Raw genomic sequence first — 21,130 nt, 5'->3', positions numbered from 1 at the left:
GCTACGAACAGCCAGTCGGCCCGTGATTCGCCTCGGTCGACGCGGATCGTTTCCTCCAGGCCCTGTGCTCGGGGAGGCGCTGCGGGCTTCCCTGTGCTTCGTTCCTGCTCATGCCCACAACGCTACGTACCCAGTGGCACCGGAGTATGGTCCATTTCTATGAAAGACTCCCAGACCAATTCTGCGGACAAAGCAAGATCGCGATCTACGGAGCTGGGACTCTGACCCACTCCCAAGCGTGGCGCCCCGAGCATGCGACGTGGCGCCCCGGCTTCGCGGTGCAACTGGTCTCACAGGCGGCGCCCAGGGACCCGCCTGGCCGTTCGACGCGAAGTGAAAATGGTCCACACGTGTGGGCGGACGCACGCATACGCTCCGATCATGGCTGCAACAGCGCCCACGCCCGATGAACATCGGTGTCTTCCTCTCAGCCACTGACCTCGACGAGCACTACACCCTGACCACTCGCGAGTTTGCGGAACTCATCGGCAGGGCCGACCACGCCCTGGTGCGGGCGGATCCGATACCGGGCTGATCAAGATCGTCGCCGACGGAGTGCAGGCGCCGGGAGGGCGGCTCACGGCGATCTCGGTCGATCGACGTGAAGAACGTCCCAGGGCGTCCGAAGACGGACGAGCTGGACGCGGTCTGGCTGGCCAAGATCGCCGAACGCGGCGGGTCCGCGCCTCGTTCGTCCCACCGAAGCCGGTGCGACAGCTGCGGGACTACACCCGCACCCGCACCGTGTTCGTCCAGGAACGCACCCGGCACAAGCACCGCGTCGACAAGGCCCTGCAGGACGCGCAGATCAAACTGTCCGGCGTCGTCTCGGACCTGTTCGGCATGTCCGGGCGGGCCATGCTCGACGCGCTGGTCGCCGGAGAACGCAACCCGCGCACCCTGGCCGACCTCGGCAAGGGCAACCTGGTCAAGAAGAAGCCGGCCCTCATCGAGGCCCTGACCGGGCAGTTCGAAGACCACCACGCCCGGCTGCTGCCGGTGCTGCTGTCCACCGTCGACCACCTCACCGCACGGATCGACGAACTCGACCGGCTGATCGCCCGGACGCTGGAGGAGATCACCACCCCGCTAGGCAGCACAGGCACCGAGGAGGAGGCCACCTCGGTCAGTGCGCGGACTCTGGCCGAAAAGCTGGACGCTGTGCCCGGGATCGGGCCGACCATCGCGCAGATCATCCTCGCCGAGATCGGCGCGGACATGAGCCGTTTCCCCACCCCTGAACACCTGGTGTCCTGGGCCAAGTTGTGCCCCCGCACGATCCAGTCCGGAGCGAAGAACCCCTCGGGGCCGGCCGGGCAGGGAAACCCCTGGCTCAAGGGCGCGCTCGGTGAGGCCGCCAACGCCGCCGCCCGCACCGGCACCTTCCTCGGCGCCCGCTACCGGCGCATCGTCAAACGCCGCTGCCATGCCAACGCTCTGGTCGGCGTCGCCCGCTCGATTCTCGTCATCGCCTGACGCCTGATCAACGATCCAGATGCCGACTCCCAGGAGCTCGGTGTCGACTGGCACCGCCGTCACCTCGACCCCGCCAGCAAAACCCGCGACCTCGTCCGCCAGCTCCAGGCCCTCGGCCACCAAGTCTCGCACAGACCCTTCAGTTGGAGATCAGCGGCCCCGCTGTAGTTTGAGGACCGGTGGGTGGCGGCCGTGCCGTGGGGTGTTCGGCTTCGCGGGCATGGTTGCGCCGCCTGTGACAGGCGCGGGCGACGGCCTGGTGGCAGCGTCGCCACCAGGACCAGTGCAGGCCGTGGCGGATCCGCTCGGCCGGGGTGGGCTGGGGTGCCATCACCCACAGCAGTCGGGCGATTTCATACGCCGTGAACGCGATAGCGGCGGTGCCGGTAGGGCTGGTGGGATCGGCGAGGTCCCCCTGTGTGGCCGGGAGGCGTGTCCAAGCTGGCGTGCAGGATCTCCGCGACGCGGTCGGGGCCGGGGGCGGGCTCCTCGTCGCGGGTGGCGGCCGCGGCCTGGACAGCCAGGAAGGCCGCGGCCAGCTGGGCCAGGGTGATGTGCCGGTACCAGCCGTGGAAGGAACGCACCTCGTAATCGGCCATCCCGGCGGCCGACTTCGCGAGCTTGATCGCTTCCTCCACTCGCCAGCGGGCCCCGGGTACACAGACCAGCTCTTCCACGGTGGTCTCGGGCGGGCCCCAGGCCAGGTAGTAGTCGCGCCCGGTGGGGGTCTGCGGCCGTCGCCGGGCGATGAACCACCGCGCCCACGCCCCGTCGCCGGTCTCCGCCTCAGGGTCGGGGATAGGGCGTACCCACCACTGCCAGACGCGGGAGTCGAGCTGGGAGGGGCCGGCCGGCAGGGTGACCCAGTCGTCCTCGGCGGCGTGCCGCTCCACCAGCCTCGCGGCGTGCCGCCAGCCGGGACGGGGCAGCACCGTGTGGTTGGCCTGCACGTTCACCGCGTAGGGCAGATGGTGCTCCTCCAGGAAGACGCGGAAGGCGCCGTCGCGTCCATAGACCTCATCGGCGGCCACCCACACCCGGTCCTCGGGAAGGTTGGGCAGCGTACGGGCGATCATCTGCTCGGCCAGGCGGGGCTTGGTGGCGAAACCGACGGTGTCGGGGACGTGTGCGGCGCGGCAGCGGGCCCGGTCCTCGGTCCATTCCCGGGGCTGGTAGATCTCCCGGTCGATCAGTGCCTGCCCGCGTCCGGTGGCCCAGGCGGCCATCACCCCGATCTGGCACGGGAAGACCCCGCCGAGCGTGCCGGAGTACTGCCTGGCCACCCCGACCGAGGCCCGGCCCTTCTTGGCGAAGCCGGTCTCGTCGACCACCAAAACCCCCGCTCCGCCGGGCCCAGCTCCCCTCCCGCCGTCGTCCAGGCCATCGATGACGTAGCGTCGGGTGAAGTCCCGCAGCGCATCGACGTCCCAGACCGAGCGGTCCAGCAGATGCTGCTGCCCCCACGGCTCGGCGTCGCCGCCGTACTCGGCAAGCTGCCAGCCATTCTTGCGTGACACCGGGGAGAGCAGGCCGCGGATGCACCGCGCGGCCCGCATCCGCAGATCCGCCCGCGGGAAGATCCCGCCAACCTCCACCAGCAGGTTCTCCAACTGATCGGAGAACTCCTCGGCCCGCTCCCGATCGGTGATCTCCGGCATAATGTCCAGTAACTCCGCCTTCATACAAGGCAGTTACCCCCACACGATGACCGAGGAACTACAGCGGGGCCGCTGATCTCCAACTGAAGGGTCAGAGCGATCCGTCCGTGCGTAGCTGCGTGAACGGTTGTTCCGCCTGGTTAGTGTCAGATCCGTCGCGCCGTCTTACTCCAGCATCGGCGCAGTCGGTTCCGCGGCTGATGGCTCCTGCGTGCTCCGTCCTCGAGTTGCGGCGGGTGGTTGGCCCGATGAGTTCGGTCGATCCGTCGACGAGGAGATAATTGGACGATGTAGTCCACATCAGGTTACCGCAGCTTCGGTGAGCGTGTGTGCTTGGTCGTGACTCAGTTGATGCCGCTGATCCACGCGATCCCACCAGTGCGGGGCCGTCATGGCCGGCCCCGCCGGCGACCAGACACGCTGTACGTCGACCGCGGCTACGACCACGACGAGTAGTGCGGGCAGGCCTGCGAGGTCGGGATCACGCCGCTCATTGCCGGGTGCGGCGAGGAGTACGGCTCCGGTCTGGGTGTGTATCGCTGTAGGCTTGCCGATCACCTGAGTGGACTAAAGAGTCCTCTTCGCTGCATGATGGGCGCACCGGAGAACGAAGGTGCGTTTGTCGTGCGGTGCGCGGTCTGGCCCGGGTGTGCCGGCCTGTTTCTGTCCGGTGTCGGTTCCTTGGGCAGAGACACAGCCCGGGGCCTTCAGAAACTCCGGGGTGGTTCAGAGGAATAGAAAGGCACGGCTCGATTCTAGACGTGGCACCAGTGATCAACCTGGCTCGCCGGGGCGGAACGCTCCGGCAGGTCATTTTCACCTGAGGTGGTCTCCCCGGAGGCCTCGTTCGCCGCGTGGGCCGCGCCGATCCTCACCTGATTGACAGACCGCAACCTTGCACGTCGGCACCGCGTACACGGCGCCTGCAGTGAACCTCGAAAAACACAGAGAAAGAACAAGAAAGTGAACGACAGTAAGCTGTCCAGCAAAGATCCACGCATCGGGATAGGAAAGACCAACAGGCTCATCGCGCTCATCACGGCTGTGGTGGCTCTCCTGGTGGGCTCCGTGGTCTCGAGCGTCGGAGCATGGGGCGTGAGTCGCGAGCACGACTCCGTGGCGGCGCAGTCAACGTCGTCCTACCCGCAGTCCCTGCCACCCGCTGGCTTTCAGTCCAAGTTCGCGGAAGTAGATGGCTTTCGCATGCACTACGTTCGGGGTGGTGAAGGTTCGCCTGTGGTGATGATCCACGGGTTCCCCGAGGATTGGTCTGAGTGGCGGCAGGAGATGGTTCCGCTGTCCAGGACGCACACCGTGATCGCCGTCGACCTGCGTGGTGCCGGCCAGTCCCAGGTCACCGAGGGTGGTTACGACGCGGCGCAGTTGGCGAAGGACGTGCATCAGCTGCTGACGCAGCTGAAGCTCAACAACGGCGTGCAGGTTGTCGCCCACGATATTGGTATGTGGGTCGCCTACGGCTATGCGGCGCAGTTCCGGTCGGAAGTGCGCCGCATGGCTGTGATGGAGGCTCCCATCCCGGATAAGAGCATCTACACCTACCCGGCGCTCAACGCCGACCCGAGCAAGCCCTCGCCGTGGCACTTCGGCCTGTTCCAGCTGCCCCTCGCTGAAAAGCTGATGGCCGGTCACGAACGCGTCCTCGTCCACGACATGATGCTCGAGTACGTGGCGGGCGACAAGTCGCCGTTCACGGCGTCGGACTTTGACTACTACGCCCACTTCCTGAAGGAGCCCGGCCGCGCGACGGCCTGGATGAATGTCTACCGTGGGCTTCGCACGGATGTTCAGCAGAACAAGGAATTCCTGGCTCAGGGCAAGTTGAAGATGCCCATCCTCGCGATCGGTGGCCAGCTCTCCTTCGGTTCAGGGGTCCCCAACCAGTGGCATGAGTACGCCGTGAACGTCCAGGGACGACTCCTGAAGAATACGGGCCACTTCGTGAACGAGGAGAGGCCGAAGGAAGTGACGGCTCTGCTGCGCTCCTTCCTGCAGAAGTAGCATTCATCACCGTCAAGGAATGAGCAACGACGATCCCTGCAGACGGCGGGGAGTATCTCCGTGGATAGGGTCGCGCTGGTGGTGACGAGGATCTTCACCGGCGCGATCCGATGACGGAACGGTCGAAGGACTGCACATCACACAGCAGGCCCGTGCAGACTGCCATAAATTTCCGACACGGAAGACGAGCTTGAAAATGAGCGACCACACAAAAATCATCGTTCTGGGAGCAGTCGCTCTCTTGCTCGCCAGCGGCCTGATCGTGATACTTCAACGCGCCTACATAGCCTGAGCTTGACTGTGAAGCTGATCGGAAAATCGATGTGCGGGAGGGCAGCCGGCAGCATCCGGGCCGCTTGCGGACCGGACGGCGGTTCGACGGGACGGTCAGGCTGATGCCGGGCTGAGCGCGACTTGGCGGCCGAGGGCCTGGAGTTGGCGGACGAGGTCGCGGGTTTCGGGGCGGGGTCGAGGTGACTGCGGTGCCAGTCGACACCGAGCCCTTGATAGGAGGCGTCCGGGTCGTTGATCAGGTGCCAGGCCAAGACGAGTATCGAGCGGGCGACGGCGACCAGAGCGTCGGCAAGGCCGCGGCGCTTGACGACGGTGGACAGCAGCACCCGCAGCAGCCGGGCATGGTGGTCTTCGAACTGCCCGGTAGGGCCTCGATGAGGGCCGGCTTCTTCTTGACCAGGTTGCCCTTGCCGAGGTTTGCGAGGGTGCGCGGGTTGCGTTCTCCGGCCACCAGCGCGTCGAGCATGGCCCGCCCGCACCAGGGTGTGGTCGGCCCTGCCGATGAGCTCCGCAAACTCGCGAGCGGTCAGGGTGTAGTGCTCGTCGAGGTCAGTGGCTGAGAGGAAGACACCGATGTCTCCGTCGACGTCGCCCGGTTCCCGGCGATCTTCGCCGCCGACGTCGCGCGTGACCTCGACGAGGTGCTCGCCGTGTCCCAGCGCCCGCTGGCAGCCCAGGCATTTACCGAGGCCGCACCCACAGCGGCGTGGAAGACCAAGCCCGCCTGGGGTCTGGTCGCCGCGTCGGATCACACCATCAACCCCGATGTCGCGTGCTTCGGTTACCAGCGTGCTGGGATGCCCACGATCGAGGTCGACTCCTCGCACCTGGTCATGCTCGCCCACCCCAAGCGCGCGGCCGACCGCCGTCAAAGCCGTGGCTGACCGAGCCCCCCCACCCGCCACGTACAGCCCGCCGTACCGGCTGGGCTGCCACTTTCCGGCCGAACAGGAGCCAAACATGTCTAGCCAGCCCCCATTGCACCAGAAGAGCCGGCTGATCCAGGAGTTCGGAACAGCCAAGCAGTTCCCGATCGCGCTGTCCTACGACGCCCGTATGTACTCCTGCCAGCGCCTCAACCAGCTGCTGGTAGACACCCAGTTCCTGTACGCGCTCTATAAGAAGCATCACTGGCTCATGCGCGACGCCATGTTCTACCCGCTCCATCTGCTGCTGGACCAGTACGCCGAGCAGCAACTCGCCCTGATCGACGACATCGCCGAGCGTGTGCATTACCTGGGCGGCGTCGCCGTGGGCGACCCCCGGCACGCCGCCGAGTTCACGTCCATCCCGCGCCCCCGGACGGCGTCGAAGAGATACCCGCGATGCTGTCCCGTCTCCTGGAGGCCCAGGAGATCATCCTCACCGACGCCCATGACGCGGCCGCCCGCACTGCCGAACTCGGAGACGACAGCAGCCAGAATCTGCTCGTCTCCCAGGTGATCCGTACCGGCGAGCGCCAGGTCTGGTCCCTGGCGGAGCACTTGGTCGTGACCCCGCTCGTGCAGAGCTGAGCGGCAGGGCAGAGCCATGAAGCCGCTCAGTTCGAAGCCTCTGCTCGATGACTGGGACTGGCAGGGCTCCGCGTCCTGTCGCGGGATGGACAGCTCCGTCTTCTTCTCACCGTCCGACGAGCGCGGCGCCCGGCGGCGACAGCGTGAACAGCGCGCCCAGGAGATCTGCAGCGGGTGCCCGGTCCGCCGACCCTGCGCGGCCTTCGCGCTACTGACCGCCCAGCCCTACGGAGTGTGGGGAGGCCTCACCGAGGCCGACCGACGGGCGGCGTAGTTCGCGCGGACTCTCGGCCCTACGCGCCTCACCTCCGTTTCATTCGTGACCCCTTTTACCGCCTCTATCACTTCGACCGCCTCCATCACCGGAAGCGGCCTCCGCATCAAGGGAGACCTCATGCGTGCCTCCACGTCCGTCCGCCGGGACCTCGCCGTTGCATGCGCGGTCGCAGCCACCGGCGCGCTGGCCTTCGCCGCGCCTGTGACCGCTGCGCCGTTGAAGACCACGACCGCGGCGACCATCACCCATCACGACGCCGTCGCACAGATCAAGCCCACGATCGTGCTCGTGCACGGAGCCTGGGCCGACACGTCCGGCAGGAACCGCGTCATGTCCCGTCTGGTGCACGCGAGTTACACCGTCCACGCGCCTTTCGTCGCTTCCATCCCCGGCCCGGTGATCCTGGCCGGCCATTCCGACGGCGGCATGGTCATCACCAATTCCGCGGGCGGCTCAACCCACGTACGGGCTCTGGTCTACGACGACGCCAACATCCGCGACGAGGGAGAGACCGCCTTCCAGATCAACGCCGCCTGGCCCGGGCCCTGCATCACCGCCGATCCCTCCACTTTCCTCAATCTCGTCCCGTACCCCGATGCCCTGCCCGGCGACGCCGACGCCTACCTCAAGTACGCGCCCAGCGGTACCTACCAGGGCTTCGCCGGATGCTTCGCCAACGGTGTCCCGGCCACCCAAGCCAGGTTGCCGGCCGCAGGCCAGCGGCCCTTCGCGGTGAGCGCCGGCTCGCAGCCCTCGGGTACCCGCGCTCGGAAGTCGCTGCCGTCCTGGGCGGTCGTCGGCACCCGGGACCACGCGATCCCCGCGCCCGAGCAGCTCTTCATCGCACAGCGGGCACGCTCGCAAATCGCCAAGGTCCTCGAGGGCCACCTATCCCTCATCACGCGTGCCGACACGATCATCGCGGCCTCCCAGGCCGCCCACTGAGGCCCGGGAGGCCCCGTGTCCACACACCACATGGTCCAGGGCGATGGCTCCGCCGCAGACTCCGGAACGACGGAACTCGAACTGGACGGCCACATCGTCATGAGTGATGACGTCTGTCTCACGCTCCCGCTGCGGTTCATCTACCGCATGAGCGACCCGTATGTCGTGACCCTCGAATTCCCCAGCGAGTCCGCCGATCGCCCCCCTGTCGTTTGGAAGCTCTCCCGCGAGCTGCTGTGGGAGGGCATTCAGCGTCCGGCCGGCCTATGCGACGTCCGGATCTGGCCACCCCGCTCCCGCCTTGGCGGCGGACAACTGAGCATCCTGCTCAAGGGGGCCGGAGATTGGGCGCTGCTGGAGATTCCGTTCTCGACGATGCGCACCTGGCTCGTCTCGGACAGTCTCACGCTCGTTCCCCTGGGGACCGAGAGCCGTCTGATCGACTGGGACGCCGTACTGCAACGACTGCGCAGCGGCTTGTGAATTCTCTATGCTTCGTAATCACGGGAGTCCCTGTTCCTGTCCTCCCGTCATGGCTGCTGGAGCCGCTGTGCGACCAGTTTTCCGCGCTTCCTCCCGCGCGGTCGGCCTATGACGCTGCCCACCCGCTGGGCTGCCGCCGGCGCCGGATCGCAGACCGGATCGTGTTCGAGAAGCTGCTCCAGGTCTGCCGTTTCGGCTGCTCGTATGAGGCCATCGCCGACAGCACCTGCGGCGCTACCACCATCCGGAACCGTCGCGATGAGTGGATCAGGGCCGGGATCTTCGCCGGGCTGGCGACGATCGCGCGGGAGGCCTATGACCGCATCGTCGGTCTGCTGCTGCGGGACATCTCCGTCGTCGGGTGCATCACGAAGGCGCCCGGCGGCGGCGAGTGCGCCCGGCGCAGCCCCGTTGACCGGGGAAAACAGGGCATGAAGCGGTCCATCGCGGTCGACGGCGGCGGGATCCCGCTGGGCCGGGTCCTGGCCCCGGCCGGCCGGCACGACTCCCCGCTGCCGGCCGCCACGCTGGAACAGCTCGATGACATCGGCCCGCTCCCGGACGACATCACCGTCCACCTCGACGCCGGCTACGACTCGGGCAAGTCCCGTGACGAGCTGGCATCCCGCGGCATGCACGGCGACATCGCGCACAAGGGCGACAAGGCCCCCATCCAGGCCGGGCAGCGCTGGCACGTCGAGCGCACCAATGCCTGGCACAACAGTTTCGGCAAGCTACAGCGCTGCTAGGAGCGCAGCGAGAAAGTCATCGACGCGTTCTTCGACCTCGCCGACGCCGTCATCACTGTTCGCAGGCTCATCCGCGAGTCATGGACCCTCTGCAGGTGGGATGGCCGGCCCGCGAATCGGCCGTGATCGAATCACCTACTCGTGCGGCCCTCAACCCCCTGTCCTCCTCCGGAGGCACTCCGCCCCGCGGGCGACGTTCACACGGCCGGCTCGAGATCAGCCGGCGAGCTCGGACAACGGCTCCAGTGCGATGGTGTGCTGGGTGTGCTCCACCTTGGCGCGCAGGTAGCGGAGGTTGTGCAGGGTGGCGTGGAAGCCGGTGGGGACGCGGTCGCGGATCGGGACGCCGAGCCCGCGCAGCTGCGCGGCGTTGCCGAGGTTGTTGGAGAGCAGGTCGACGCTGCCGACGCCGAGGGGGGCGAGCATCTGGGCGGCGGCGGTGCAGTCACGGCCCTCCTCCGGGAGGCCGAGGGCGGCGTTCGCCTCGTAGGTGTCGTAGCCCTGGTCCTGCAGCGCGTAGGTGTCGAGCTTGTTGTAGAGGCCGATGCCGCGGCCTTCCTGGCGGAGGTAGAGCAGGTAGCCGTCGCGGCTCGCGATGCGCTCGACCGCCTCGCGCAGCTGGGGGCCACAGTCGCAGCGGGCGGAGCCGAAGACGTCGCCGGTGACGCACTCGGAGTGGGGACGGACCAGCGGGGCGTCGCCGGTGTCCGGCGGGGACTGGAAACGGAGCAGCAGCCACCGCGCCAGTCCCCGACCCTACTTGGTACTCCAGCCGGACCTCTGTATTTCTCCTGGTCAGCGGCCTGGCGGTGGGGAATGTAGCGGGGGGCGCATGGGCGGGACGGTCTTGACCCGGCCGTCCCGCCAACGTGTGCCCGCGCCGCATGTAATGACAGCGCGACGCAACGATGAAGAACGCGCCTTGGTCAACTGCGGGCAGCAGGTCGGAGGCGGATGGTCATCTCGACATGCCGGAGCACCGCGTCCCTGCTGTAGAGCAGCGGAAACGCCTCACCTCGAGCCCACGGCACGAACAGGTCGTCGTAGTGAGGCGAACGTGGGTCGCCCGATTGACCGGGAGAGTTCATGGCCAGGCTGCCGTCCCAGTTGCCGACGTCCACAACCATGCGGAACGTGGAACCACCCGTCTGCCGGAAGTTCCGGTCGTATGCAGTCAGTCCCACCGTGTCGCCGCTACCCGATCTGGGCAGTGGTCCGACGCGCTTCCACTGGTCGGGAACCCCAGATGTCGGGTCGAGCGCGAGGTTGATGAACGTCGAGTGGTGCAACCGGCCCCACGTCCACGAGCTCCGGTCTTGTCCAAGGAGCTCTTCCAGCTCCTTGGCGGCATCTGCCAGAGAGCCACTCACCACCTTGGTGAGCTCCTTCGCGACCCGGGCATCGTGCCAGTCGATCGCACGAAGCATCCGAAGCTCGGCACGCAGGTCGCCGCCGAACGTCTCGTCACGCAACAAGACCTTGATCGCACCGTCCAGACGCTCGCCCTCGAAGCCGTCTCGACGTAGGTGGGACTCTGCGAGCGACTTACGGAAGTGCCGGCGGAACCAGACCTCGAATACCGCAGCCTCCTGCGAGTCGACATCTTCGACGCCGTCCCACCGCCGGAGAGCTTCGAACAGACTGCCTTCGCCCACTTGCGCAATGTCGATGGGAGCGAGCAGGTCCAGCGCCTCGCGTGCGTGCACGTTCAGAGCATCGCTCTGCATTTCGACGCTCTCCGAGACGCAGACCTCGGAGCTCTCGTCCAGCCAGTCGGCAAGCCGCTCGTACCGGCCACGACTGGGCCAGTCGTACGTCACCGGAGGTCCGGCCTTCTGGAAGGCCTCGGGAAGGTTCATCTCGTTGGCGCTCGCGAACCAGCCCGACTCCGGATTCCGCACCCGGGGCAGGTCGCTGGCCCGGGCGTAGCCGTCCCATTCGTATCGGCCATCACCGGGCACAGGCAGGCTGCCGTCCCAGTTAGGTCGCTTAGGAATCGCTGCGCTTGCCTGCCAGGCGATCCCCCCGTTCGGGGCCGCGACGATCTGGTTGACCGCGGGCGCACCCCAGTGTTCGAGCGCAGCAAGGAACTCGTCGATGTTCTCGGCGCCGAGGTACGCAAGACTTCCGAGGTAGGGCACCATTCCCGGCTCGAGCCACGCGGCGCGGACCGCTACGGAGAACCGACGCTCCGGATCTGTGTGGATGACCGGACCGTGTCGCGTGAAGGTGAGCCGGACCTCCGCCGGATCCGAGTCGCGGACCCCGATCGACTCTGAAACGACCTTGAAACGTTCCCATTGGTCGCCGTACCTGTAACGCCCCAGATCGGATGGATCGAGCTCGTATACGTAGAGATCCTCCATGTCGGCCGGCTAGATCGTCAGACCGAACGCAACCCTGCCGTTGTGACCAAGCGAAATGCCCGGCAGATTTGGCTCGCCAGCCCCGATCACGCTCAATCCAGGCGCCTCGAGGTGCGCGATGTAACGCAACGAAGGCAGCGTCAGAGCTCGGTGCGGATCGCTCGCGAGAATCGGCCGGCCTGTCTCGGTCTTGGTGGCGGCAACAATCCAGTTGTTGCTGCCGTCCACCGGCCGCACGGCAGCATTCGGCGTCTCCTGGCCGGGATAGGTGACAGGCGAGAAGGCAAGGCGGTAGAGGCTCAGAACCTCGTCCTCGATTTCGGACAAGTCAAGCCCGTCCGGGAGTAGAAACGGGTCCGCCGGCTCCCGAGGCTGCCGCAACTCCTCGACTTCTGGTCCGAAGTCACGCAACGTGCGCGCACGCGCCACCTCGTGCTCAGCGTTGAAGAAGAGCCCAACGGTGCGCACGAGCAAGACGTCCTCGGCATGCCACAGCTCAAGGTTACGGAGCTTCAACCACTGGTTCACTTGCGTTACGCCTTCTGACCTTGCTAAGCGGATGACCTGAAGTTCTGCGCGTAATCCCTCGGCAGCCAGGGTGAGGACCAGGGTGCGGCGGTGGTCAGCATCTGGGTGGGTGAGCGTTGTCGGAAGAAGGCGTGGACCTGGCGCAGGCGGCTCGGCCAGGTGACGGCGGTGTTGGCGAGGAACGCCTTCAGCGCGGCCCAGATGCGCTCGACCGGGTTGTCGTGCGGGCTGTAGCGGGCGCCGAACAGCAGGCGCAGGCGGGGCTGGTCGGCCAGGTAGGCGGTCACCGCCTTCGCGTGGTGGATGCTGTCGTTGTCGCAGAGCACCGCGACGGCCGGGGTGTCGGGGTAGGCGGCCAGCAGCAGTTGGAGGAAGGCGACGAAGGTGGCGGCACTGCGGCGGCGGTCGAGGGTGTAGACCCAGGCGCCGGTGGCCACCTCCAGGGCACCGAAGACGGTGGTCTGCCGGTTCTTTCCCGGGGTGGCCACTTGCTGCCGCGTCCCGCGCAGGATCCAGCTCGCCCGGATGTGCGGCAGCAGGTGCAGGTGGGTCTCGTCCTCGGCCAGGACCACCGACCCACGGGGCAGGGCCCGCAGTTGCCGGCGCAGGGCGGCCAGGACGCGCCGCCGGTTCGGGTCGCCCTTGGCCGTCAGGCGGGGCCGCCGCCAGGCCGCCTGCTCGCGCGTGCGCCGGTAAACGGTGCGCGGGCTGATCTTCGGCCGGCCCAGGCGGTGGTGGATCCGGCGGACGGTCCACGGCCCGGGGCGGGTCAGCAGGCGGCGGATGCGCTCGCTCAACCTCGGCCCGCCGAGCCGGGGGCGTCCTGGGCGGGGGCGGTCGGCCAGGCCCGGGGCGCCGTCGGCGTGGTAGCGGTGGATCCAGCGGCGCACCGTGGCCGGGTGGTAGCCGAGCAGCTCGCCGATCTCTCCTGCGGTCAGGCCGGCGGCGGACAGCAGCACCATCACGACGCGGGCGGCCTCCCGCCAGCGGTGGTGCAGCAGGTGGTACAGGTGCTGGTCCGCCACGCCGGGAGGGTTGGCGAACACGGATGCCGGACGCATACTGGCCTTGACCTCGCCGGTTTTGTCATAGTTTGTTCAACCTCGATACAACACCCGGCGAGGTCCCCGTGTCATCGAGGCCATCGCGCCCGGCCGACGCCGCCGCCCCGGATTCCGCGCAGAACTTCAGGTCATCCGCTTAGCCGGGCCCGGACCGTCTGGCAGTGCCGACCCGTCCCGACGTTGTCAAGGCTGCTTTCCACCTTCTCCGGCGATCCCCGGATCGGGCTGCCTCCAACTTCAACCCGGCCGCTGCGACGGCCCGGCGGTGGACCCCTTCCATCTCCACACGATTGCGTTGGACTTCGTGGCGCACCATGTTGCTCTTGCCACTCAACCTGGACTGTTTCCTCTGGGACCCAACCGTCCCAGTATCAGGCTGTCCAGCTCAGCGGGGGAACTTCAGTCCAACGAGTCGATACTCGCGTGACGCGACGGGAAGACACCGCCAAACTCCCTTCATGGCCCTCACCCAACAACTCGCACGCGTGAGCCTCCAGTACTTGGCCCAGTGCCGTGAGACCGCTGCGGATTCGCAGGAGAACGACCCCGGCTGGAACCCCCCGGCCGAGGACACCCTCGACCTCGACTGGGCGATCTGGGGCCTGATCAAAGTCTTCCGCTGGGCCCACATCGATGCCGCGCACACGAACGCCCTTGAGCGGAGCATCACCGGCGACACCGGAGGTGACATCGGATTCCTCGATCACCCTGAGGTCTACGACGGCTTCGGTGCCCCTCCCGCCCTTCTGCCGCCGGAGCTCGTGACCGAGATCGCCCACGCTCTCGATGCCATTGACGTGAGCAAAGCCATCGCCCAGCTTCCGGAAGACAGCGCGGAAGCAGCCCGGGCATGCGGCTTTGAAGGCTTCGACGGGAACCTCTCGGCATACCTCGGGCAGCACTTCGACGCGCTACGGGACTTCTACCACTCCGCCTCCCGCCGTCACCTCGCGGTTGTCACCTGGGTTGATTGAGCAGCCTCGACCAGTACGCCACGACGCTCAACCCACCTGAAATCCACCCTGAACCAGCGACCGCCGCGCGGGTTCCCGGGCCTGCCCTTCCAGGAATCCGCGAACTCGCGCGCTTTCGACCCGGGCGACGCCCTCGTGCTGGCCAACATCCTGCGCACGGATATGCACGCCCACCGAGCCCTGCCGAACGACTCGGACCTGGCCCGTGCCCTCGCCGTCCTGGCCCGCGCCCAGCAGGACGCGACGTGGAATCGACAGCAGATTTCCAACCAGCTCCGGTCCCTGTTGCGGGAGTACTACCCGTCCGCCTTGGCAGCCTTCGAGCCATGGAAGAACGGGCTGTGTCGTATGGAGGCCCGCGAGATCCTCAAGGCCGCCCCGACGCCGACCCGTGCCGCGCGACTGACCCGCACCCAGCTCCAGGCCACCCTCAGGCGGGCCGGCCGCAAACGCGGCATCGATGCCGAGGCCGAACGGCTCCGTGAGGTCTTTCGCGCCGACTGGGCCCACCAGCCTCCGCTGGTCGAGGACGCGCTCGGCAAGCAGATGCTGGCCCTGCTCGTCCAGCTGGAGGCCGCCTGCGTCGCCGCTGACGACCTCGCCGAGGCGGTCGAAGAGGCTTTCCCTCAACACCCGGACGCTGAGATCATCCTCAGTTTCCCTGGCCTTGGCGTCCAGCTCGGCGCCCGGGTGCTGGCCGAAATCGGAGACGACCGCGAACGCTTCGCCGACGCACGCGGCCTGAAGGCATACGCGGGCTCCTCGCCCATCACCAGAGCGTCCGGCAAGAAGTCGTCCATCACCAGACGGTGGGTGAAGAACGACCGTCTCAACCATGCCGGCTACCTGTGGGCCTTCTCCGCGATCACTGCCTCACCCGGCGCCAAGGCCCACTACCCGCGACACCACGACGACCACGGAGACTGGCACGCCGCGGCCCAGAGACACCTCTTCAACCGGATGTTGGGGATGCTCTATCACTGTCTGCAACAGCAGAGGCCGTTCGACGAAGACGCGGCCTTCCCCACCGCACTCGCGGTCGCCGCTTGACGCGTTAACCCCCTGAGGGGTCTACGCGGCCAGAGCACTAGATTTCCGAGTGGTAGCTCGACGAAATTTGTTTGGTGGGCGGCTCTGAGTCATCCGGCGACGTCGACCGGATGATGTCTTCGCGAGGATCGTGGCTCAGCGTCGGGGAGTATGAGGCGGTTGTGTTCGACGGAAGGGGCTCATACGCGCATTGCGGTCGCGTTGCAGTCTTGCCACGGCCTGGGCTGGCTTCAGCACGTCCGACTCGAGCCTGCGGGCGGCTTCGATGTGGTCGGCGGTCCATACGACGCGGATGGCGGTGGAGGACCATCGGCCTTCGCCGTCGTTGAGGTCTCGCTCCACGGCATGGATGAGCCGCGCTCCGGCTTCTGGATCCTGGTCGGCACGGTTAGGCACTTCCCCAAATCCGGACAGGGCGTTCGCCGTCCTCTCGTACCAGGTGGCAAGTGCGGTTCCGGCCTGATCGATCTCTGTGCGCGCCGCGGTCCTGTCGCCGGCGGGTGTTCCCCGGTCCCGACTCCACAGGTCGAGCACCGCGTCTGCGGTCAGGCGCAGCACGGCGACGGCTGTGATCAGCGCGGTGGCATCGGACAGCGGCACATGTTTCGTGCCGCGTTCTGCGAGGAACCCGCGGAAGGCGTCATCCAGTCGGCGGGCAGCCGCGGCCGCACGGGAGCGCTCGTCTTCTGGCACAGGGGTCGTGGGGATGAGCGTGTCGCAGCGTGTCACTCCGTACCCGATCGCGCTGCGCAGATAGCGGATACTCTCGGCGAAGGCCTCCGCTGTGGCCAGGCCGAGGGCTGATCCCGCGCCCCGGGGCCAGAACAGGAGTCCTATCAGCACGCTCACTCCGCAGCCGATGGCGACGTCCTCGATGCGCACCAGGCCGACCGTCCACCCAGTGGGCTCAAGGATGTTGAACAGGATGAGGGTCGAGATCGTGAAGCCTGCTTGCCCGGCGGCGAACGAGATCGTCGCCGGTGCGAGGCCTGTGAACAGTACGGCGGCGGGGAGCAGGACCCACAGGAGCGCGGTATTCGTACCGACGAGGTAGACCAGCGTGCCGCCAATGACGATGCCGGCCGTGGTGCCCGCGATCGCGCGCAGGGAGCTCTGCCCCGTCAGAAGGGCGCTGGAACGCAGGACGGCCATAGTGCCGAAGGCGACCCAGAAGCTGTGCTGCACTCCGGCGACGTCGGCTACGAGCACGGCCAGCCCGAGGGAGATCGCTCCTCGAACGCTGTTGTGGAGCCACACGGAGTGGCGCTCGGCGTGCGACTTGGCCCGCTCCTGGGCTGAGGCCAGGGTGGAGCGCACACGTTCGGGGTGCTGGCCGGTGAGCCGCTGCCACAGGGTGCGTTGACGGGCCTGGACCACAAGCCCGATGTTGGCCGCGATGGCGGAGACCGCGAAGCTCATCTCCTGGGCGCGGAAGCTTGGTTCGAGCGAGCTGACGAACTGGCTCGCGGCGGCCTTGCGTTCGGTGTCATTGCGGGCCGGGTCTGTGGCGGTGCTGTCGGTGTCCGTCAGTCGGGCCGACACGGCCGCGTACTCCATCGCGGAGCGCGCCTGTGCGAGGCGTTTCGCGGCCGCGTCCAGCTCGTCGAGTGCCCGGTGGTCGGTCGCTGCCAGGAGTTCGGCACTGGTCTCGAGCAGGTCGGCGGCGGCTTCTTTGAGCTCGCAAACCTCTGCGCCGGCGGGTCCTGTCTTCTCTGGGAGCGGTACTCGGTCGAGGATTGCCTCCAGCCAGAGGACCTCGTCGACGAGGCGGATGAGGATGCGGGTGGACGTTGTCAGTCCCGTTGGCCGGTAGGACGTCGCGTAGAACGAGGTCCGTAGTGTTTTGACCGTTGTCTGGGCCGAGGGGACGATCGTCTCGAGTGCCTCCTTGTCCGCGGGTTCGAAGCCGCCGAGCATGCAGTCGGCCTCGATCCTGAGCCGCGCCGCCATGGCGTTGCACGCTTGTGCGGTGGCGTTCCTCAACGGCTCTCTCGTGGGTGTGGGCCACAGGAATCGAATGGCCGCAAGGGACGCGGCGCCGGCCATGGCCCAGCCAGCGAGCCTGTCTGGTATTGCCTGGACGGGGCCGGGCAGGGTTGCGGCCAGGATGAAGCTGATGAGCAGAGCTGTGGTGGCGGTGGCGAGCGTGGAACTGACCGCGCCGGAGAACAGCACGAGGAAGCTGACGACGGCTGTTGCCAGTGTGGCGAGCCATGTCTCTTGCGATGTGAGTGCGCCGAGGGGGATCAGTGCCGCGCCGACCGCGATCAAAGCGGTCTGTGCGATGAGCCGCTCCCGCATGGGGCCGCTGAACTCGACGAACAGCAGCATGGCGATCGAGCCGAAGGCTGCGAAGAGAGGCATGGTGGCGTCGTCGGTGATCGCTGTGGTGATCGCGAAGAGCCCCGGCGCGACGACGGCAGCTCTGGTGGACCTGCGGAGCGCGGTGAAGCCTGCGTCTCGTTGCTGCAGGAACTGCATGATTTTCACGACGGGCGCCTCCCAGGGCGAGAACGGAGTGCCGGCGCTGAGGGGTTCTGGCCGGTGGAGTGGAGCGGAGGGGCGGGCAGATCGCGGCTAAGGACTGGTAACAGAAAGAGAGCGTGGAATGACTGAACGTCAAGTGATGTTTCTCTTGCACTGACTTGGTCGATGTGGGGGTGTGCGACGGCTACTGGGGTGGGTGCACGCAGGCCGTGGGAGGTCGAGGACGGGCTGTGGGAACGGATCGAGCCACTGCTGCCGACAGTGGAGCGGCGCTACCGCTATCCGGGCCGTAAGCGGCTTGACCAGCGCAAAGTACTGTGCGGGATCTTGTTCGTGCTGTACACGGATCCGGTGGGAGTTCCTGCCGCAGGAGCTCGGCTTCGGTTCCGGGATAACGTGCTGGCGGCGACTGCGGGACTGGAACGAAGCGGGAGTCTGGCAGCAACTGCACGAACTCCTGCTCGCCGAACTGCGCGCCGGTGACATGCTCGACCTCTCCCGGGCCTCCGTCGACGGCTCCCACCTGCGGGCCTTGAAGGGCGGGAACGCCACCGGGCGCTCGCCAGTGGACCGCGGCAAGACGGGCAGCAAGCACCACGTCATCGTCGACGCCCACGGCATCCCACTGGCCGCCACGGTCACGGGCGGCAACCGCAACGACGTCACCCAACTTCTTCCGCTGATCGAGGCGGTGCCGCCGATCCGGGGAAAGCGCGGACGCCCGCGCCGGCGCCCCGACGTGCTCTACGCCGACCGCGGCTACGACCATGACATCTACCGCCGACAAGTCCGCGAGCTGGGCATCCGTCCCGTCATCGCACGGCGCGGCACCGACCACGGCAGCGGCCTCGGTAAGAACCGCTGGGTCGTGGAAGCCGCCTTCGCCCTCCTGCACTGGTTCCGACGCCTGCGCATCCGCTGGGAGGTCCGCGCCGACATCCACCAGGCCTTCCTCACCCTCGGCTGCGCCATCATCTGCTGGCGACGCCTCAAAACCTCATTTTGATTTGAGTCCTAACTCGACCCCAATCACGCCGCCACCGAGCACGATCACTGACTTGGGGACGCGATCGAGGGTGAGGGCGTGGTCCGACGAGATCACCCGATGGCCGTCGATCTCCAGTCCGGGCAGGGATCTCGGCACAGATCCTGTGGCGAGCACGATATGACGGCCCGTGAGCCGACGGTTGCCGACGTCGACGGAGGTTGCCGACGACAGCCGGCCTTCTCCTTCCACGTAGGTAATGCCGCGTGCGTGGACGAGGCCGGTGAGCCCGTTGCAGAGGCCTGAGACGACCTTGTTTTTGTACGCGTGCAGGGCGTCCAATCGATGCCTTGGAAAGATGCGCGCACTCCCACGTCGCCGGCCTGGCGTGCTTGGTCGGCCAGTTCTGCCGCATGCAGGATGGCCTTGGTGGGGATGCAGCCGTTGTGCAGGCAGGTTCCCCCGAGCTTGTAGCGCTCGACCAGGGCGACGGTGAGTCCGAGCTGCGCCCCGCGTAGCGCGGCGGCGTACCCGGCGCTGCCGGCTCCGAAGACGACGATGTCGTAGGGATCTTCGCGGTGGCTCATGGCGTTGCTCCTTCGCGGTGTGCCGAGCAGCTGCCCGTGCCGAACCGGGCGTCTGGTGGCGGCCACACGTCTCGGTGGGCGCTCCTGGTTGCGGGAGGGCGGGTCTTGTCAGTCGGCAGGGACCATTATAAAGGACTAAACAGTCCGCATAGATGTGATGCACGACAGTGAGCGCGTACCGTGCGAACGTTCCACTGGAGTGAAGGCGCAGCCCGCGAGAGTGGCCAGGAGAGCAGCTTCAGCTGCTCCAACCAACTGGCTGGAGCTGGGTGGCCGGGGAGCGGCATCGCTTCGGCTCATCCCGTCGGCGGGTCTCGCGCGCCGCGAGGACGCTACCCAAAGAAGATGGTCGGGTTCGTGCGGTTTCAGGACCTATCAGTCCTTTATTTGCACTTCCGGTGCGAGGCGCCGTCGGCCCGAGCACGCTGCTTGCGAGGCGCGGTCTCCGCTGCTTGCTGAGGCGCCTCGGAGACAGGCAGCGACTGCCGCTCTGCTGCCCGCCTCCGCGAGGGCATACGTCAGCTCACGGTGTACGTCTTCACGTGAGCGAGGGCCATGTCCATGGCGATACGCATCGGTTCGACATCACGCGTCATCTGCGCGAGCAGGTAGCTGCCCTGAAGGGCGGACATTACGGCCACGGCGAGCTTTGCCGCGTCGGCCTCCTTCTTGAGCTCGCCGTTCTCCTGCATGCGGCGCAGGCCAGCAGCGATCAGTTCCTCCCACTCGCCGAACTTCTCGGCGAGCAGGCTTCGCGCAGCAGAGTCTTGAGCAGCGCGGGCTCCGACCAGCGAACCGAGGGCGCACCCGTACGCACCGTCCTGGAGGGAATTGAGTCGAATGATCGACTCGCTCCAGCGTTCCAGGGCCTGAAAGGAACTCATCCGCTCCAGGTGCTGCCGGTCGCGCTCGAGAATTTGCTGGGCACGCAGCTCAATTACACTGTGCACAAGCTCGTCCTTGTCAGCGAAGTGGCGGTACAGCTGGGACTTGCTGGTCCCGCTCACCGCTCGCACGTCGTCCAAGGTGACCGAGTTGACGCCCTTAACGTAAAAGAGGTCTGCAGCGGCTTGGACGATGCGATCGCGTGTCACAGCTCCGCGAGGCGTCAGGCGCCTCTTCGACGGAACAACATCATCTTCGGCCATGAGGCCGACTTTACTATGCGGGGCTGCCATCGTGGCTTCCAGAGAGAGGGCCTGCATCCCCCTGGTTCCGGCGTCTACTGCAAGCGACGATCCTTCGCTCTCGGCTCGCGCTGACGCCTCGCGGAGCATCAGCCCCACGGTGCCCTCGCCTAATTGTCCGCTCTTGATCGTCATTCTCTGCCTCCTTCTGGGGGGATTCGGGATCGAGGGAGAAGGGCCTTCGTCAATCCCACTCCGCCGCGTCGTGTGGGTCATCTGACTGCTGGCCGTCGGGCTTCGGCCGTGAGCCGGAGACGCGTCAGGCCTTACTGTCTTGCTACGCCACCTGGGCTCGAGCTCGGCTCTCACCGCTCGTCTAGTCGATGATAGATGGACTATATAGTCCCATTGTAGTGCTTTAGACTATGCTAGCCAAGAATTAAATTTACGGGACCAAATCGTCCGTCACATCATGAGTGTTGCACTTGAGGGTGCGTGTAGACACCGTCAGCCGACGATCGGGCGCCGGGATCTTTCGCTGCATGAG

At 66.9% G+C, this 21,130-nt stretch carries 12 protein-coding genes and 9 pseudogenes; 14 read left to right on the top strand and 7 right to left on the bottom strand.

Annotation, left to right across the window (positions count from 1 at the left end):
* Positions 1-406: 406 nt before the first annotated feature.
* Positions 407-627: pseudogene (locus tag ACQEXA_RS56680) on the top strand (TIGR00730 family Rossman fold protein); the annotation flags it as partial.
* Between the two features lie 81 nt (positions 628-708).
* Positions 709-1,476, top strand: coding sequence for a transposase (locus ACQEXA_RS56675; protein WP_433134663.1), 768 nt, complete (start codon positions 709-711; stop codon positions 1,474-1,476).
* Between the two features lie 353 nt (positions 1,477-1,829).
* Here ACQEXA_RS56675 and ACQEXA_RS56670 read toward each other — a convergent pair whose 3' ends face one another.
* Positions 1,830-3,158 (bottom strand): IS701 family transposase, encoded by a 1,329-nt coding sequence (locus ACQEXA_RS56670; RefSeq protein ID WP_432933157.1) that lies wholly within the window; start codon positions 3,156-3,158, stop codon positions 1,830-1,832.
* A gap of 315 nt (positions 3,159-3,473) precedes the next feature.
* Here ACQEXA_RS56670 and ACQEXA_RS56665 point away from each other — a divergent pair.
* From ACQEXA_RS56665 to ACQEXA_RS56625, 9 genes and pseudogenes are all read left to right on the top strand, one after another.
* Positions 3,474-3,674 (top strand): annotated as a pseudogene (locus tag ACQEXA_RS56665) (IS5/IS1182 family transposase); the annotation flags it as partial.
* Between the two features lie 423 nt (positions 3,675-4,097).
* A complete protein-coding gene (locus ACQEXA_RS56660; protein WP_433134220.1) occupies positions 4,098-5,153 on the top strand; it encodes an alpha/beta fold hydrolase in 1,056 nt (351 codons plus the stop codon).
* Positions 5,154-5,635: 482 nt separating this feature from the next.
* Positions 5,636-6,007, top strand: coding sequence for a hypothetical protein (locus tag ACQEXA_RS56655; protein WP_432920382.1), 372 nt, complete (start codon positions 5,636-5,638; stop codon positions 6,005-6,007).
* A 9-nt stretch (positions 6,008-6,016) separates the two neighbouring features.
* Positions 6,017-6,331: pseudogene (locus tag ACQEXA_RS56650) on the top strand (alpha/beta fold hydrolase); the annotation flags it as partial.
* Between the two features lie 76 nt (positions 6,332-6,407).
* Positions 6,408-6,961 (top strand): annotated as a pseudogene (locus ACQEXA_RS56645) (Dps family protein).
* Between the two features lie 16 nt (positions 6,962-6,977).
* Positions 6,978-7,235: a WhiB family transcriptional regulator gene (locus ACQEXA_RS56640; RefSeq protein WP_359410156.1), complete on the top strand. Its 258-nt coding sequence runs from the start codon at positions 6,978-6,980 to the stop codon at positions 7,233-7,235.
* 120 nt (positions 7,236-7,355) lie between these two features.
* Positions 7,356-8,183 carry an alpha/beta fold hydrolase gene (locus ACQEXA_RS56635; RefSeq protein ID WP_432920385.1) on the top strand — a complete coding sequence of 276 codons (828 nt, stop codon included), beginning with the start codon at positions 7,356-7,358 and terminating at the stop codon, positions 8,181-8,183.
* 15 nt (positions 8,184-8,198) lie between these two features.
* A complete protein-coding gene (locus ACQEXA_RS56630; protein WP_432920388.1) occupies positions 8,199-8,666 on the top strand; it encodes an SsgA family sporulation/cell division regulator in 468 nt (155 codons plus the stop codon).
* A gap of 17 nt (positions 8,667-8,683) precedes the next feature.
* A pseudogene (locus ACQEXA_RS56625) lies at positions 8,684-9,541 on the top strand (IS5 family transposase).
* 90 nt (positions 9,542-9,631) lie between these two features.
* On the opposite strand, the pseudogene ribA reads toward ACQEXA_RS56625, so the two are convergent.
* The 3 genes and pseudogenes from ribA to ACQEXA_RS56610 all read right to left on the bottom strand — a co-directional run.
* Positions 9,632-10,126 (bottom strand): annotated as a pseudogene (ribA, locus tag ACQEXA_RS56620) (GTP cyclohydrolase II RibA); the annotation flags it as partial.
* A gap of 215 nt (positions 10,127-10,341) precedes the next feature.
* Positions 10,342-12,309, bottom strand: a pseudogene (locus ACQEXA_RS56615) (penicillin acylase family protein).
* Positions 12,310-12,332: 23 nt separating this feature from the next.
* The gene (locus ACQEXA_RS56610) at positions 12,333-13,370 is read right to left on the bottom strand and encodes an IS630 family transposase (protein WP_432920584.1); all 1,038 of its coding nucleotides are present in this window, start codon (positions 13,368-13,370) and stop codon (positions 12,333-12,335) included.
* A 461-nt stretch (positions 13,371-13,831) separates the two neighbouring features.
* Here ACQEXA_RS56610 and ACQEXA_RS56605 point away from each other — a divergent pair, with 461 nt between their 5' ends.
* Together ACQEXA_RS56605 and ACQEXA_RS56600 are read left to right on the top strand one after the other, a co-directional pair.
* Positions 13,832-14,347 (top strand): DUF1877 family protein, encoded by a 516-nt coding sequence (locus tag ACQEXA_RS56605; RefSeq protein ID WP_432920396.1) that lies wholly within the window; start codon positions 13,832-13,834, stop codon positions 14,345-14,347.
* Between the two features lie 117 nt (positions 14,348-14,464).
* Positions 14,465-15,397: pseudogene (locus ACQEXA_RS56600) on the top strand (transposase); the annotation flags it as partial.
* A 135-nt stretch (positions 15,398-15,532) separates the two neighbouring features.
* On the opposite strand, the gene ACQEXA_RS56595 reads toward ACQEXA_RS56600, so the two are convergent.
* Positions 15,533-17,878 carry an FUSC family protein gene (locus ACQEXA_RS56595; RefSeq protein ID WP_433134815.1) on the bottom strand — a complete coding sequence of 782 codons (2,346 nt, stop codon included), beginning with the start codon at positions 17,876-17,878 and terminating at the stop codon, positions 15,533-15,535.
* A gap of 171 nt (positions 17,879-18,049) precedes the next feature.
* On the opposite strand from ACQEXA_RS56595, the gene ACQEXA_RS56590 reads away from it, so the two are divergent.
* A protein-coding gene (locus ACQEXA_RS56590) for an IS5 family transposase (RefSeq protein ID WP_432920399.1) occupies positions 18,050-18,890 on the top strand; the annotation gives its coding sequence in 2 pieces (ribosomal slippage) (positions 18,050-18,231 and positions 18,230-18,890; 843 coding nt in all).
* Here the strand turns inward: ACQEXA_RS56590 and ACQEXA_RS56585 are convergent.
* Both ACQEXA_RS56585 and ACQEXA_RS56580 read right to left on the bottom strand, forming a co-directional pair.
* Positions 18,882-19,456: pseudogene (locus ACQEXA_RS56585) on the bottom strand (FAD-dependent oxidoreductase). The gene ACQEXA_RS56590 and the pseudogene ACQEXA_RS56585 overlap by 9 nt on opposite strands.
* Positions 19,457-19,974: 518 nt before the next feature.
* On the bottom strand, positions 19,975-20,778 hold the full coding sequence (locus ACQEXA_RS56580; protein WP_432920402.1) for a TetR/AcrR family transcriptional regulator: 804 nt from the start codon (positions 20,776-20,778) through the stop codon (positions 19,975-19,977).
* Positions 20,779-21,130: the final 352 nt, after the last annotated feature.

Origin of the sequence: Streptomyces sp. CA-106110 (assembly GCF_050936285.1) — a bacterium.
Taxonomy (GTDB): Bacteria; Actinomycetota; Actinomycetes; order Streptomycetales; family Streptomycetaceae; genus Streptomyces.
This window is presented reverse-complemented; position numbering and strand designations above follow the sequence as displayed.

Excerpts from the sequence above, each read along its gene's own strand:
- ACQEXA_RS56635 (WP_432920385.1), top strand. The coding sequence starts at position 7,356 with ATGCGTGCCTCCACGTCCGTCCGCCGGGACCTCGCCGTTGCATGCGCG.
- ACQEXA_RS56595 (WP_433134815.1), bottom strand. The coding sequence starts at position 17,878 with ATGCAGTTCCTGCAGCAACGAGACGCAGGCTTCACCGCGCTCCGCAGG.
- ACQEXA_RS56580 (WP_432920402.1), bottom strand. The coding sequence starts at position 20,778 with ATGACGATCAAGAGCGGACAATTAGGCGAGGGCACCGTGGGGCTGATG.
- ACQEXA_RS56610 (WP_432920584.1), bottom strand. The coding sequence starts at position 13,370 with ATGCGTCCGGCATCCGTGTTCGCCAACCCTCCCGGCGTGGCGGACCAG.
- ACQEXA_RS56605 (WP_432920396.1), top strand. The coding sequence starts at position 13,832 with ATGGCCCTCACCCAACAACTCGCACGCGTGAGCCTCCAGTACTTGGCC.
- ACQEXA_RS56670 (WP_432933157.1), bottom strand. The coding sequence starts at position 3,158 with ATGAAGGCGGAGTTACTGGACATTATGCCGGAGATCACCGATCGGGAG.
- ACQEXA_RS56640 (WP_359410156.1), top strand. The coding sequence starts at position 6,978 with ATGAAGCCGCTCAGTTCGAAGCCTCTGCTCGATGACTGGGACTGGCAG.